Origin of the sequence: Halocynthiibacter sp. C4 (assembly GCF_028823805.1) — a bacterium.
Taxonomy (GTDB): Bacteria; Pseudomonadota; Alphaproteobacteria; order Rhodobacterales; family Rhodobacteraceae; genus Falsihalocynthiibacter; species Falsihalocynthiibacter halioticoli.
In genome coordinates this window covers 778,854-792,840 of sequence record NZ_JAPEIE010000002.1, presented here as the reverse complement: position 1 = coordinate 792,840, position 13,987 = coordinate 778,854, and the positions used below count along the sequence as shown (strand labels likewise).

The 13,987-nt window shown below is 54.2% G+C and carries 15 protein-coding genes; 9 read left to right on the top strand and 6 right to left on the bottom strand.

The window, feature by feature from the left end; translation table 11 throughout:
• Nucleotides 1-84: 84 nt before the first annotated feature.
• Together ettA and OU789_RS11100 are read right to left on the bottom strand one after the other, a co-directional pair.
• Nucleotides 85-1,740 carry an energy-dependent translational throttle protein EttA gene (gene ettA, locus OU789_RS11105; RefSeq protein WP_263952402.1) on the bottom strand — a complete coding sequence of 552 codons (1,656 nt, stop codon included), beginning with the start codon at nucleotides 1,738-1,740 and terminating at the stop codon, nucleotides 85-87.
• A gap of 82 nt (nucleotides 1,741-1,822) precedes the next feature.
• The gene (locus OU789_RS11100; RefSeq protein ID WP_274655677.1) at nucleotides 1,823-2,569 is read right to left on the bottom strand and encodes an NYN domain-containing protein; all 747 of its coding nucleotides are present in this window, start codon (nucleotides 2,567-2,569) and stop codon (nucleotides 1,823-1,825) included.
• 186 nt (nucleotides 2,570-2,755) lie between these two features.
• On the opposite strand from OU789_RS11100, the gene mgrA reads away from it, so the two are divergent.
• From mgrA to OU789_RS11080, 4 genes are all read left to right on the top strand, one after another.
• Nucleotides 2,756-3,781: an L-glyceraldehyde 3-phosphate reductase gene (mgrA, locus tag OU789_RS11095; RefSeq protein ID WP_274655676.1), complete on the top strand. Its 1,026-nt coding sequence runs from the start codon at nucleotides 2,756-2,758 to the stop codon at nucleotides 3,779-3,781.
• Nucleotides 3,782-3,918: 137 nt separating this feature from the next.
• Nucleotides 3,919-4,266 (top strand): hypothetical protein, encoded by a 348-nt coding sequence (locus OU789_RS11090; RefSeq protein WP_274655675.1) that lies wholly within the window; start codon nucleotides 3,919-3,921, stop codon nucleotides 4,264-4,266.
• Between the two features lie 70 nt (nucleotides 4,267-4,336).
• Nucleotides 4,337-4,858 (top strand): YcnI family copper-binding membrane protein, encoded by a 522-nt coding sequence (locus OU789_RS11085; protein ID WP_263952405.1) that lies wholly within the window; start codon nucleotides 4,337-4,339, stop codon nucleotides 4,856-4,858.
• 118 nt (nucleotides 4,859-4,976) lie between these two features.
• A complete protein-coding gene (locus OU789_RS11080; protein WP_274655674.1) occupies nucleotides 4,977-5,579 on the top strand; it encodes a nicotinate-nucleotide adenylyltransferase in 603 nt (200 codons plus the stop codon).
• Here the strand turns inward: OU789_RS11080 and OU789_RS11075 are convergent.
• Nucleotides 5,576-6,394: a DMT family transporter gene (locus OU789_RS11075; RefSeq protein WP_446719182.1), complete on the bottom strand. Its 819-nt coding sequence runs from the start codon at nucleotides 6,392-6,394 to the stop codon at nucleotides 5,576-5,578. The two genes, OU789_RS11080 and OU789_RS11075, sit on opposite strands and share 4 nt — an antisense overlap.
• 31 nt (nucleotides 6,395-6,425) lie before the next feature.
• Nucleotides 6,426-6,629, bottom strand: coding sequence for a hypothetical protein (locus OU789_RS11070; protein ID WP_274655672.1), 204 nt, complete (start codon nucleotides 6,627-6,629; stop codon nucleotides 6,426-6,428).
• Here OU789_RS11070 and dacB point away from each other — a divergent pair.
• A complete protein-coding gene (gene dacB, locus OU789_RS11065) occupies nucleotides 6,628-8,004 on the top strand; it encodes a D-alanyl-D-alanine carboxypeptidase/D-alanyl-D-alanine endopeptidase (RefSeq protein WP_274655671.1) in 1,377 nt (458 codons plus the stop codon). The two genes, OU789_RS11070 and dacB, sit on opposite strands and share 2 nt — an antisense overlap.
• Nucleotides 8,005-8,021: 17 nt before the next feature.
• Here the strand turns inward: dacB and OU789_RS11060 are convergent, their stop codons facing one another.
• On the bottom strand, nucleotides 8,022-8,444 hold the full coding sequence (locus OU789_RS11060) for a tellurite resistance TerB family protein (protein WP_263952409.1): 423 nt from the start codon (nucleotides 8,442-8,444) through the stop codon (nucleotides 8,022-8,024).
• Nucleotides 8,445-8,562: 118 nt separating this feature from the next.
• Here OU789_RS11060 and OU789_RS11055 point away from each other — a divergent pair, with 118 nt between their 5' ends.
• The 4 genes from OU789_RS11055 to OU789_RS11040 all read left to right on the top strand — a co-directional run bounded on the left by OU789_RS11055 (nucleotide 8,563) and on the right by OU789_RS11040 (nucleotide 13,594).
• A complete protein-coding gene (locus OU789_RS11055) occupies nucleotides 8,563-10,218 on the top strand; it encodes a lysine--tRNA ligase (protein ID WP_274655670.1) in 1,656 nt (551 codons plus the stop codon).
• 65 nt (nucleotides 10,219-10,283) lie between these two features.
• Nucleotides 10,284-10,706 (top strand): DUF4864 domain-containing protein, encoded by a 423-nt coding sequence (locus OU789_RS11050; protein ID WP_274655669.1) that lies wholly within the window; start codon nucleotides 10,284-10,286, stop codon nucleotides 10,704-10,706.
• Nucleotides 10,707-10,877: 171 nt separating this feature from the next.
• The gene (locus OU789_RS11045) at nucleotides 10,878-13,172 is read left to right on the top strand and encodes a glycosyl hydrolase family 28-related protein (protein WP_274655668.1); all 2,295 of its coding nucleotides are present in this window, start codon (nucleotides 10,878-10,880) and stop codon (nucleotides 13,170-13,172) included.
• A gap of 104 nt (nucleotides 13,173-13,276) precedes the next feature.
• Nucleotides 13,277-13,594 (top strand): antibiotic biosynthesis monooxygenase family protein, encoded by a 318-nt coding sequence (locus OU789_RS11040; RefSeq protein WP_263952413.1) that lies wholly within the window; start codon nucleotides 13,277-13,279, stop codon nucleotides 13,592-13,594.
• Here OU789_RS11040 and OU789_RS11035 read toward each other — a convergent pair whose 3' ends face one another.
• Nucleotides 13,595-13,972: a hypothetical protein gene (locus OU789_RS11035; RefSeq protein WP_274655667.1), complete on the bottom strand. Its 378-nt coding sequence runs from the start codon at nucleotides 13,970-13,972 to the stop codon at nucleotides 13,595-13,597. It lies immediately after the preceding gene.
• Nucleotides 13,973-13,987: the final 15 nt, after the last annotated feature.

Below are 13,987 nucleotides of genomic sequence, written 5' to 3'. Positions count from 1 at the left end.
AGGTTGAGGAGTAGAGTAGAAATTCGCCACATCTTGTCAAGGGATTACAAGATGTGGCGAACCAAAATTGGAAATATACTAAATCTACCTCACGAACTTCTTATGCTTCAATCGCTTCGGCTCTAGCGCATCTGCACCCAGTCGGCGTTTTTTGTCTTCTTCGTAGTCCTCGAAGTTGCCTTCGAACCACTCCACGTGCGCGTCGCCTTCGAAGGCGAGGATGTGCGTACAAATCCGGTCGAGGAAGAAGCGGTCGTGGGAGATCACCACGGCGCAGCCTGCGAAATCGACGAGGGCGTCTTCCAAGGCGCGGAGGGTTTCGACGTCGAGGTCGTTGGTCGGTTCGTCGAGCAGGAGTACATTGCCGCCGGATTTCAGCAGTCGTGCCATGTGGACGCGGTTGCGTTCACCGCCCGACAGCATTCCGAGTTTTTTCTGCTGGTCGCCGCCCTTGAAGTTGAACGAGGAGCAATAGGCGCGGGCGTTTACTTCGGCGTCGCCCAGTTTGATGATGTCGCCGCCGTCGCCGATCGCTTCGAATACGGTTGCGTTATCGTCGAGATCGTCGCGGGATTGGTCCACGTAGCTGAGTTTGACGGTGTCGCCATATTCCACGGTGCCTTCGTCGGGCTGTTCTTGGCCCGTCAGCATCCGGAACAGCGTGGTTTTACCCGCGCCGTTGGGGCCGATCACGCCGACAATGCCGCCAGGGGGCAGGGAGAATTCGAGGCCTTCGACGAGGAGTTTGTCACCCATCGCTTTTTTAAGGCCAGACACTTCGATCACCTTGGCGCCAAGACGGGGACCGTTTGGAATAATGATCTGTGCGCGGCCAACCTTTTCGCGTTCGGACTGCTCGGCCATCTCGTTATAGGCGTTGATCCGCGCTTTGGACTTGGCTTGGCGGGCCTTGGGAGATTGCCGCATCCACTCGAGTTCGCGCTCGAGGGTCTTCTGGCGGGATTTGTCTTCGCGGGCTTCCTGCTCAAGGCGCTTGGCCTTCTGCTCCAGCCAGCTTGAGTAGTTGCCTTCCCACGGAATGCCTGCGCCACGGTCAAGTTCCAGAATCCAGCTTGTGATGTCGTCGAGGAAGTAACGGTCGTGGGTGACACAGAGGATTGTGCCTTTGTAATCAATGAGGTGCTGTTGCAGCCACGCGATTGTCTCGGCGTCGAGGTGGTTGGTTGGCTCGTCGAGGAGGAGCATGTCGGGCGCTTCGAGCAGCAGTTTGCAGAGGGCCACGCGGCGCTTTTCACCACCAGAGAGGGTTGTGACATCGGCGTCATCGGGTGGGCAGCGCAGGGCTTCCATCGACACATCGATTTGCGCATCGAGGTCCCAGAGGTTCTGGCTGTCGATCTCGTCTTGAAGTTTGGCCATTTCCTCGGCTGTTTCTTCGGAATAGTTCATCGCCAACTCGTTGTAGCGATCAAGAATAGCCTTTTTCTCGGCCACACCAAGCATCACGTTGCCGCGCACATCAAGGCTTGGGTCAAGCTCTGGTTCCTGCGGGAGATAGCCGACCTTGGCGCCCTCTGCGGCCCAAGCCTCGCCCTGAAAATCCTTGTCGATACCGGCCATGATCCGCATCAGGGTTGATTTACCCGAGCCGTTCACCCCGACCACACCGATCTTCACACCGGGCAGGAAGTTCAGGCGGATGTTTTCAAAGCACTTTTTCCCACCGGGGTAGGTCTTGGAAACGCCGTCCATGAAATAGACGTATTGATAAGCAGCCATGGGTCTCTCCGCAGTGTGAATTGGGTTTGGGTGGATTTAGCGAGTCTGGCGGCTATGTGCAATCATTGTTGGGGGAGGGGGCTCAAGACTTGGAGTTGCCGATGTAACGTACATGAACAGGACGCCCATTTTTTGGCACAAGTTCAAAGACGTCAAATTGTTTAATAAGATTGCCGAGTGTGGCTGACCCGTGCTTCTTTGGTGAAAATGACGGATCGGCATCTTTTAGTGATTTTCCGAGAGCACTTAGTGTAATGCACTTTTGATTTGCCCCACCGAGATCATGGATCGCTTTCGATATCAGTTTGCGCGTATTTTGTGTTGCTTGGGGCTTGTGCGCGGGCGCCGACTTTGCACTTGTGGCGATAGCGGTCGGCGCTGCCGAACTTTCGGTGTTTGCAGGTGTTGAATCAATTGTGGTGAAACTTGTGAACGCTGCGCGATGGCTGGCGGATGTTTTGGCGGAACCGAAGCCTTGAACGTCTAGGCCATATTCGCGCAGCTTTTTGGCGAGGTGCGAGAAGTCTCGGTCGGAGGACACGAGGCAAAACCCGTCGTATCCGCTTGTAAGGGCAAGTTCTATTGCATCAATGGTCAGCGCGATGTCGGTTGAGTTTTTGCCGGATGTTGTCGCGACGTGGAGGCTTGCGATCATGCCGTACTCGTCAATTTTCTCGAGCCAAGGTCGGTGCCAAGGGTTTGTAAAATCGCCATATGCACGCCGAACTGGTGTGTCGCCAAGAATACTCAGTTTACGGAACAGGTTGTCTGCGAGGTGTGCGGGAATGTTTTCGCAATCTATTAAAACAACATAATTTTTTGAGGTCATTAAGAATCCAATACATGGTGAATGCACTGATAATATGACAAAAACAACTTTTAGTTTAGGGGAAATTTTGAAGTAGGTTGTCAAAGTGAGAATAACTGCGACGCGTGGTAACTTTGAAAAACCGCCTTGCGGAGCGCCGCAGTTTTCCAGAGACTTGCGCGCGATACCGCTAACAGGAGAAGCGTGATGCCCTATACCCCCGCAGAGAACCGTTACGAGAAAATGAAATACCGCCGTTGCGGGAATTCGGGGCTGATGCTTCCTGCGATTTCACTGGGGCTTTGGCATAACTTTGGCGGTGACACGCCGCATGAAACCAAGCGCGCGATTTGTCAGACGGCGTTTGACAGCGGAATTACGCATTTTGACCTCGCCAACAATTATGGCCCGCCTCCCGGTTCGGCGGAAACGGCGTTTGGCGAGATTTTGCGGACGGATTTTGCCGCATTGCGCGATGAGTTGATCATTTCGAGCAAGGCTGGATACGAGATGTGGGATGGTCCATATGGCGAGTGGGGCAGCCGCAAGTATCTGATTTCGTCATGCGATCAGAGCCTCAAGCGAATGGGCGTTGATTATGTTGATATCTTTTATTCGCACCGGTTTGACCCTGATACACCGCTTGAGGAAACTATGGGCGCGCTGGATCATATCGTGCGGTCGGGGCGTGCGCTTTACGTGGGGATTTCCTCGTATAATTCGCAGCGGACCCGCGAGGCCGTGGCGATCTTGAACGATCTCGGCACGCCGTGCCTCATTCACCAGCCGTCTTACAATATGCTCAATCGCTGGGTCGAGAACGACGGGCTGAAGGATACGCTCAAAGAATTGGGCGTTGGCTCGATCGCATTCACGCCGCTGGCGCAGGGGATGCTCACCAACAAATATGTGGGTGGAATTCCGGAAGGAAGCCGCGCAACGCAGGGCAAATCGCTCAACCCAGATACATTGAATGAGGCAACGCTGGCCAGCATTAAAAGCCTGAACGAGATGGCCAAGAAGCGTGGTCAGACGCTGGCGCAGATGGCGATTGCGTGGGTTTTGCGCGAGGGCGGCATTACCACGGCGTTGATCGGTGCTTCAAAGCCATCGCAGGTTTTGGATTGTGTTGGCGTGATTGAAAACCTTGAATTCAGCGACGAAGAACTGGCCGAGATTAATCGCCTGTCTGTCGAGGCGGACATCAACCTATGGAAGAAATCCTCTGCCTAGAAATTGCCGTTGCAAATCGGAAATGGTCGTGAAATGACTGCGCCGAAATAATGGTTTCGACCTGAATTGATTTCGATCAATGTTTTGCTTCTCATGAGCGTTAGGGTCGCAGCCATAGCAACAGGTTTAATTGAATCATGCACACGCTTCGCAACACATTCGGACAGATGACAAGCCTCGTCGCTGCTGTTCTGTTCTTGTGGCTTGGCGCAATGCATGGTGCGGCAAAGCTTGAATTTGCGACCTCGCCAGAAGCTCTGGGCTATGCCGCGTTCGAGATTTGCGGCGATGGCGATGAGACGGGCGCGACGCAGCACTGTCCGCAATGTGTTGTGGTGCAGTTCGCCGGTTTTGAGCCTGAGATCACCGCGCCTGTTCCTGTTCAATCTGTTGTTCTAGCTTCGTTTTCCGAGCCTGATAGCAACTCCCCTTCCAAACGCCTTTGGCTCCGCGCGCCTGTGCGCGGACCCCCTGTCCTTACCTGACGACTAAACTTTTCTTGGCTGCGCTGTGTTTGGCGTAGCGAACCACTCGTCATGAATAAGGACTATCTAAATGACACTTAAATCCGTTTTCACCGGAGCCGTTGTTGCTGCTCTCACCACAACTTCTGCCTTTGCACACGCCACTTTTGAGGCCAAAGAAGTTGCGACCAACACCACCCATAAAGCAGTTGTTCGTATTGCTCATGGGTGTGATGGCGAGGCGACCTTGAAGGTACGTGTGACCATCCCTGAGGGTGTGATTGCCGTAAAACCGAAGGCGATTGCCAACTGGACACTTGAGACCGTTAAAGGCGACTACGCGGGCAGCTATGAGTATCACGGCACACATACATCCGGCGTCAAAGAGATCATCTGGACCGGCAATCTTCCGAATGATCACTATGAGGAGTTCATCTTCCGTGCGCGGTTTACCGATGCGCTTGAGGCTGGCGAGAAACTCTATTTCCCTGTGGTGCAGGAATGTGCCAACGGCGAGAACGCGTGGGTTGAGCTGCCAAACGGTGACGAGAAGCTGAAGTCGCCGGCACCTGGCTTGATGATTACAGAGGGCCACGCCGCCCATACGCATTAACTCATTCGGTTAATAATGTCCTTACTTGGCGTGTCTTCGGGCACGCCCTTTTTGTTTCTGTAAGAGGCTTTTGCGATTTACGCTTTTATTTGGCGCGGGTTCTGGCTAGGGCTAACCGATGCGTTGTGAGCTTCCATATGCCCGCGCCGGTATGAAAATCGGCCTGTTGGGAGGGTCGTTTGACCCGCCGCATCGTGGGCATGTGCATATCTCGCAGGCAGCGTTGAAGCGGTTCGGGCTGGACGAGGTCTGGTGGCTCGTCACGCCGGGAAACCCGCTTAAGGAAAATGGCCCCGCTCCGATTGCAAAGCGCATGGCGGCGGCGCATGCCCTCGTGGATCACCCGCGCATAAAAATCAGCGATTTCGAGAGCCGGATGCACACGCGGTATACGGCGGAAACGCTTGAGGCGTTGTTCAAGACCTATCGCGGTGTGCGGTTCACGTGGCTGATGGGGGCGGACAATCTGGCTGAATTTCACCGTTGGGATCGTTGGACGTGGATCATGGAAAATATCCCCGTGGGTGTACTTGCCCGACCAGGCGACAGTATTTCGGCGCGCATGTCTCCGGCGGCGAAGCGGTATGATTTTGCGCGATTACGCGGCGCGAGCCGCCGACTGTTGCCGCTTGCAGAGCCAGCGGCGTGGTGCTTTGTAAACCTGCCGATGACCTCTATTTCCTCAACAGAGCTGAGGGCAAAAACCGGCTGGGGCAGTTAACGCCGCAGGGCCAGTGTTGCAAAGCCAGAGGCGGTAAGTAACGTGAGCCCAAGAATGCTTATGAAGTCGGGAATAACACCAAACACGCTAAAACTAAGCGCGGTTGCTGCGACGAGTTGGAAATAAACCAGTGGCGCAAGTCGCGTCGCAGGCGCAAGCTTATAGGCTGTGATCAGAAGAAGATTTCCGACCAATGAGGCAATCCCCGAGAACGCGGTAAACCAGAGAACGGGCGGCGTCAGCTCTGGCCAGTCAGTATAGAAGAGCGCGGAAGGCGTCATCAAAGTAGTGGCGATCACCAATTGAGACAGGAGCAGCGTACGCGGTAGGGCCATTTCGCTCAGCCATCGGTTCGCGGTTAGGAACATTCCATAAAATAGGCCCGCGAGAACCGCGAACATCATTCCCGTTGTCATTCCGAAACCGGGTTTCACCACTAGCAACACGCCGCAGAACCCTAAGAGCAGAAGAATGAACCGCGGAAGTGTTGTTTTCTCCTTCAGAAGCCAGATCGAGATGATGTAAGAAACGATCGGCGCAACGAAAAATGCCCCGAATACATTGGCGATCGGTTCGGTTTTCAATGAGGTCAATATTGAGAGAATGGCCGCAAGTTGAAAAAGGCTGCGTAGCCAGATTTGCCATTTCAAAAATACGCGGAAATCTAGGTGACGTTTCTGAAGAAAGGGCAAAAGCAAGATTGTGCCGATGAGGAAACGGGTCCATGCCACATACACTTGGGATGCGTCGTATTGCTCCATTAATATTTTGCCCATGGCATCACCCAATGGGATTAATGAGACACCGATCAGCATGAGGGGAACGGGGTGGAGCATCTGGCGCCTTTCAAAGCTGTGTGCGGTACATCACTTCTTTGGCACCGGATTCCGGCACGCTTGTTTTGAGCGCAACCACAAGGTTATATGCACCTATGACACAGAGGTTATCAAGACGTTTCGTGCTTGGCGCATTGCTTGCGAGCAGTGCGGAAATCGCCTTGGCGGGGGCTCCGCCGACGTCGTTGCGGCCTCCGATCAAGCCCAAGGGCATGGCGCAGTTGGCCGCCAATCCGATGTCGCAGGTCTTGCGAGATGCTGCGTTTTCAGGAGAGGCGAGTATTCTTGTTGCGGATGCCGAAACTGGGCGTGTGCTCGAAGGCTTTAACCCGTTCGTAAAACAGCCGCCCGCATCGGTCGCCAAGGCTGTTACGGCGCTTTATGCGCTGCGGCAACTGGGGCCAGAGCATCGTTTCAAAACGCGATTGCTGGCCACAGGAGAACTTCGTGACGGCATCTTGGAGGGGGATTTGATCCTCGCGGGTGGCGGCGACCCGGTATTCGCGACCAACCCACTTACTGACTTGGCTAAGGCGCTGAAAGACAAGGGGATTCGAGAGGTTCGCGGGCGGTTTCTGATTTATGGGGGGGCCTTGCCGTTCGTCTGGTCGATTGACGCAGGACAGCCCGATCATTTGGGCTATAACCCCGCGATCTCTGGTATGAACCTCAATTTCAACCGTGTGCATTTTGAATGGAAGCGGGCACAGGGCGAATATTTGGTGTCGATGGATGCCCGCTCTGACAAATATCGCCCAGAGGTGCAGATGGCGCATATGGCCGTAAAGCCAAGATCTGCGCCGATCTATACCTATGAAGAGGGCGAAGCGGAGGAGCATTGGACGGTTGCGCGCGCAGCGCTTGGTGATGGGGGGAGCCGTTGGTTACCGGTTCGCAAGCCCGAGCTTTATGCCGCCGATGTGTTTGCAACTATGGCGCGTGCGCATGGAATTGTTTTGCCCAAGGGCGCTGTGATCGACAGTTTGCCCGAGACCCGCGAGATCGCGGTACATTACAGCGAGCCGTTGACGGATATTCTGCGCGGGATGCTCAAATATTCAACCAACCTCACGGCGGAAACGGTTGGGTTGAGCGCAAGCCAGCAAATGGGGCGGGTAGAGACCTTGGTGGAGTCGGGTAACCGTATGAGCGTCTGGGCAAAGAACGCGCTTGATATGACGACCTGCGAATTTGTGGATCACTCGGGCCTTGGCGATGCTTCTCGGATTGCGGCCCGTGATATGGTCCGCGCTCTTGTGGCGGCGGAGGATGATCCGGTATTTCCGGGACTGTTGAAAGAGATCAAGCTTGCCGATCGGAATGGCCAACCGATCCCTGAAAGTGACATCAAGGTACGGGCCAAGACCGGCACGCTTAATTTTGTTAGCGCGCTTGCGGGATACATCACCACGAAATCAGGCCGTAAGCTGGCCTTTGCTATATTCACGGCCGATATGGAAAAACGCGCTGCGATTGCTCCGGCGGACCGAGAAAGACCGCAGGGTGGCAAAGCATGGGCGCGCCGTTCGCGCAAGATGCAGATGGAATTGCTTGTGCGCTGGGCAGCCATGTTCGACACGCCTGCCTAAGCGTTTTCATTCGAAGACTAGAGCGTTTGGTGACGCGCGCGGCTTCCGCGTTCGATGGCGGCGGCGTGCAGGCGATCAATATTGAGCTCGTATCGGATTTCTTCGAGCATTCGCGATTCTTGCTCGCCGATGATCCCGTCTGATGCAACCACGTCGCACGCGAGCGCATAGGCCGTTTCATAGAGTTTTTCGGGAAGGTTTTCGCGAATAAGGCCAAAGAGCGCGTCCAGCCCGTCCTCTTCGGTGAAGAGTTCCAGCACCGTTGTCGAGATGACGCTCATGCGGTCCTGATCGAAATCGGCAAACACAGGCAGGTGGTTCACGACCCGCTGGATTGTCACCAATTCGGAGGTGCGCATGTTTTCATCGCTCGCCGATGCTGCGACCATCATGGCCACGAGGCTGTCTTGAGGGGTCCACGGGTGGGGAAATTGCGGCATTTTGCTCTCCGGTCAGGCATGTTTTCCCATGCAGAATATTGACGTGGGGCGGGGCGCGCAATAGGAGACAGGGCACATGGGGCATTGGGCCTCATGGTTTAACAGATAGAGTGAAAACATGTCCGATCTGCGTGATGCTGCGATGAGTTCGAAAGCCTGGCCCTTTGAAGAGGCGCGCCGGGTTTTGAAACGCTATGAAAAGCAGCCGCCGAAGAAGGGATATGTTTTGTTCCAAACGGGCTATGGCCCCTCTGGTTTGCCCCATATCGGAACCTTCGGCGAAGTTGCGCGCACAACCATGGTGCGCCGTGCGTTCGAGATGATTTCCGACATTCCGACAAAGCTCTTGTGCTTCTCGGATGACATGGACGGGTTCCGCAAGGTTCCGGGCAACGTACCCATGCAGGAAGAGTTGAAAGAAGACCTCAATCTGCCGCTGACACAGGTGCGCGACCCATTTGGCACGCATGAAGGCTTTGCTCAGCATAACAATGCGCGGCTCTGTGATTTTCTTGATAGCTTCGGGTTTGACTACGAGTTTGCGAGCTCGACCGAGTACTACAAGTCTGGCCGTTTCGATGAGGCACTGATCAAGGCCTGTGAGGTCTATGACAAGATCATGGCGATCATGTTGCCGACCCTAGGCCCAGAGCGTCAGGCGACTTATTCGCCGTTCCTGCCGATCTCTCCCAAAACCGGCCATGTGCTTCAGGTGCCGATGGTCGAGGTGAACGCAGACAAGGGAACAGTTGTTTACGACGAGCCCGATGGAGAGCGCGTTGAAATTCCAGTGACAGGTGGCAACGTCAAAATGCAATGGAAGCCTGACTGGGCGATGCGCTGGGCTGCTTTGGGCGTGGATTACGAGATGTCGGGCAAGGACTTGATCGACTCTGTGACGCAGGCAACCAAGATCTGCCGCGCGCTGGGTGCTGTTCCTCCTGTGACGCTGACGTATGAGTTGTTTAATGACGAGCTTGGCCAGAAGATTTCGAAATCCAAAGGCAATGGCCTTTCGATGGAAGAATGGCTGACCTATGCGGCGCCAGAGAGCCTTTCATATTTCATGTACCAGAAGCCTAAAACGGCCAAGCGTTTGTATTTCGACGTGATTCCGAAGGCGGTTGATGAGTATCACCAGCAACTGCGCGCTTATCCGGATCAGGACCTGAAGGGGCAACTCGCCAATCCGGTGCGGCATATTCACGGTGCGGATGTGCCGGAATCGGATATGCTTGTGCCGTTTGCGATGCTTCTTAACCTGGCCTCTGTTTCGGCAGCAGAAGACAAGGCGCAGATGTGGGGCTTTATCCAACGCTACGCTCCTGATGCAACGCCGGAAAGCAATCCGGGCATGGATGCTGCGGCAGAGTTTGCGGTGCGGTATTACAATGATTTTGTAAAGCCAGCTCGTGTGTTCCGCGCTGCGACCGAACAAGAGCAGGGCGCGTTGGCTGACCTTGCAGCGGCGCTCAAAGATGTGGACGTTGCCAAAGCGATGATCGCCAAGAAAAACGAGGCGATGGGACAAGACGCAGACCTTTCCGACTTTAGCTTTGACAGTGCAGAAGACCTTCAGTCGCTTGTGTTCGCCGTTGGTAAAAACCATGGTTTCGAGAACTTGCGTGAATGGTTCAAGGCGCTCTATGAGGTGCTGCTTGGTGCGAGCCAAGGTCCGCGCTTTGGCGGGTTTATCGCGCTGTATGGTGTCGAGGATTCGATCAAGCTCATTGAAGACGGTTTGGCGGGGAAACTTGCCAATTCTGCAGAGTAACAAAAAGAGCACTTGTCAGTTCCCCTACGTTGGTCTCAAAATAGGACCAGCGTAGGAGGGATATTATGCATAGATTTCTGTTTGCAATCCTTGGTGCTGTTTTGCTGAACCTGTCGGTCGTAAGCGGCCCTAAAGCGCAGGGTTCGCCAGACGGCGCGCTTGAATCCACCGTTTTAGGACAGATTGAGGCGCTAAAGCTGCGCGACTATGGGACCGCATTTGAGTATGCGTCTGATGGTATCAAAGCCTATTTCGGCACCCCAGAAAATTTTGCGATCATGCTCAACAGTGGCTATCAAATGGTGCTTGATCCTGCCGAGGTCGAATTTCTTGAAAACCGCCCAGACGGGCTTGCTGTTTGGCAGCGCGTGATGGTTACTGCGCCGAGTGGCGAGGAATATTTGCTGGATTATCAAATGGTTCCCGATCATGAGGGCTGGAAAATCAACGCTGTGGTTCATGTAGAGCCGACCATGCTCGCGGTTTAACCGACAAGTATTCAAGGTATTGCCGCCGAGGCGGTGTTCCAATTTTCGTATTTCTGCGTTCGCTACTCTAGCGGGCTGTTAAAGCCTGTTTGGTAGCTCTCTTTCCTGTGTTTCGCGCGCTCTTTTCGTCATTCGGCGAGGCGCCGCATGTGGATGTGGAAAGGGATTTCAATGAATAAAGCAATTACCGAGGGGCTGCTCCTCATGCCGCCAGCATTTTCGAATGGGCTGGATCAATGGTCATCACAGGATGGCACGGTTGGATCTGATACCTATGACGGGGCGGTCAATGCGGCTTTTGTTGCGGCGGATCAGGATTTTGGTGGTTGTCTTGAATTGCTGAAATCAGAAACAACGCAGAAGCTGCGCGCAATGGTTCAGACGCCGCTGCACCCTGGATGCTATCTTCAGATCAAGGCGCGGGTGAAGGCCATTAGCGGGAACCTTCCGAATGTTGAAATTGCCGGTTGGGCCGGTGGCGCGGGCGACGTGCATGTTTTGGGCGTTGTGGAGGCGGGTCCATCTGTTGCGCTGACGTCGTACGGCGAAGTTGTTGAGGTATCGGCGATTGTGGGTACAGGGGCTCGCAACGGTGTTGATATGCCATGGGGCCAAGACGCGCTTTATGGGCATTTCGGCCTGAACCTAACGGGGGCAAATGGCGGTGTCGTTCGGATTGATGATATCCAGATCGCCGATGTGACCAATGTGTTCCTGCGGGACATGATGGACTGGGTGGATGTTCGCGATTATGGCGCAATCGGGGACGGCGTGACGGACAACTCTGCCGCGTTTAACGCCGCCGATGCCGCAGCGAATGGGCGGCAGGTGCTTGTTCCTGATGGAGTTTATGCGCTTGCGAGCAATGTTACGTTTGAAAGTCCAGTGCGGTTTCAGGGGCAAGTCACTGCGCCAAAAGAAGTGCGTCTTTCGCTGACCAAGAACTTTGATTTCGGCAGTTATGTTGATGCGTTCGGCGGTGACGAGGTTTTGGCGCTTGAGAAGGCGATACAAGCGCTTTTCAATTTCACCGACCATGAATCGCTTGATTTGCAAGGCCGACGGATTGAGTTAACACGCCCGATCGACGTGCAGGATGTGGTCAACAACATTTCGACATATGCCATCCGCCGCGTCATTCGGAACGGGCAGTTTAATGTTCTTGCGGACCCTGCATGGGACACGGATGTTGTAACCTCGACCGCAAGCTATTCGGCCAGCACCTCCACCGAACTCACCAATGTGGCCAATATCGCGAATATCCAGCCCGGTTCGCTGGTAGAAGGCAACGGCGTGGGCCGTGAGGTTTATGTGAAATCTGTGAATGTCGGGGCGCAGACGCTCACCTTGAGCCAACCTCTTTTCGGCGCTGCGAGCAATCAGAGCTATACCTTCAGCCGGTTTAAATATGTGCTTGATTTCAGTGGGTTCTCTGGGCTGGATAAGTTCGTTCTGGATGACATCGAATTTCAGTGTAACGGCATCTCTAGCGGGATTTTGCTTGCGCCTGAGGGGCTGATATTCCATGTGCGGGATTGTTTTATCACCAAACCCAAAGATCGCGGGATCACCTCGCACGGGCGCGGATGTCAGGGCATGTTGGTTGATCGTTGTCAGTTCATCTCGAATGAACAACCCATGCGTGCACAGGACCGCACGACGGTCGCGATGAACGTCAACGCAAACGATACCAAGATGCGCGACAACCGCGTTATGTTGTTTGCTGCCTTTGGTGTTTGGGCAGGAACAGGACACCTGTTTTCCGGCAACCACTGGTTCCACGGCGACGGTGAAACAGATGGTGTTCGCCGCGCGGGCGTGATCTTTACAACGCCAAACCCGAAATCAACCGTGGTTGGGAACTACATCGATAACAACTTTATCGAGATGACCAACGAGCACGATGCCACGCCAGATTGGAACAACCAATATTCCTTCGGAGGCATTACGATCACGGGCAATATTTTCACGGTAAATGATGTTGCACCGTGGTTCAGCTGGATTGTGGTCAAGCCATATGGCAGCGGTCATTACCTGCATGGGTTTAATCTTTCTGGCAATGTGTTCCGAGCGCTGAACGGCAACATTGAACGTATCGAACGTGTGGATGAAACATACGCTGGATTGGATATGTCAAAATCGCGAAACGTGGTCGTACAGGGGAACGCGTTCAATTCCGTAGATACGCCGATTTTCAACCCGTTGATGGTGCGCCATACGGAGGCTGCAAATGCAACGACATGGGAGATCCCGGCCGACGGCAAACTTCCGTTCGGCGGAAGGGCGCGCCGCGTGGAAGGATTTGTGATGGATCAGCAGGTTCTGCGCGGAAGCAATACGGCGCATTACGAGTTTCCCTATGTGTCGCTTCAGCAAGGTGCCGATCAAAGTGAAGCTCATCTGAAATGGTCGCAGGCCTGTCGTGGGCGCGTGCAGATAACGCTTCGTATGGATAATGCAACCTAGCAAGTTTAGGAAAGGCCCCTGTGATCGCAGGGGCCTTTTGCTTTTGGGAATAGTGGGAATGTGGCGTAAGGTAAGGGGAAAGCTATTGAAAAAGGAGATTGCCCATGCCTCGGATCACCAAGGATGCCACATCGCAAACCGTTGTCACGACGTTTGAAATGACGCCGGGCACCTGTCAGGATTTGTTGGATGCGCTGACGGATGCCTATGACTCCTTTATCAGCAAACAACCCGGGTTTATTGCCGCTGGACTACATGTAAATGATGCGCAAACCCGTATTGCGAACTATTCACAATGGGAAAAGCGCGAAGATTTTCAGGCCATGCTTCGTACCGATGAAATGCGCAAACGCAATCGCGCGATCAACGAGCTTTGCAAAAGCTTTGAGCCTGTTATGTACGAAGTTGCGGCAGTATTCTGATTATTCGGGATAAAGTGCCAAACATTGATCAACACCAGCTTTAGCGCGTTTCTGCTCTTCTGGAAGGCGTTGTTTCAACTGCGCGAGCTTCCTCTTTTCTGCATCAAGATCAACCGTGACCGGAGTTGTGACGGTTCGGTAATATGTCTCTGGGCAGGAATAAGAGCGGATCGAATAGGAATCATAGCAGCGGCCATAAACCGTGTAGGGCACGCGCTGGACATTCACGCCATAGCCGCGATTGATGTTGGCTTCGGTGACCGCGATAAGTTGGGCAATGTTGCGCTGGTTTGCGGTCACTGAAGAAATGCAGCGTTGCTGTTGCGTAGCGCAGGCGGACAACGCTAGGAGGGCGCTAAGGGCGATAAAAGGCTTCATGTGCAAATCCGCTAA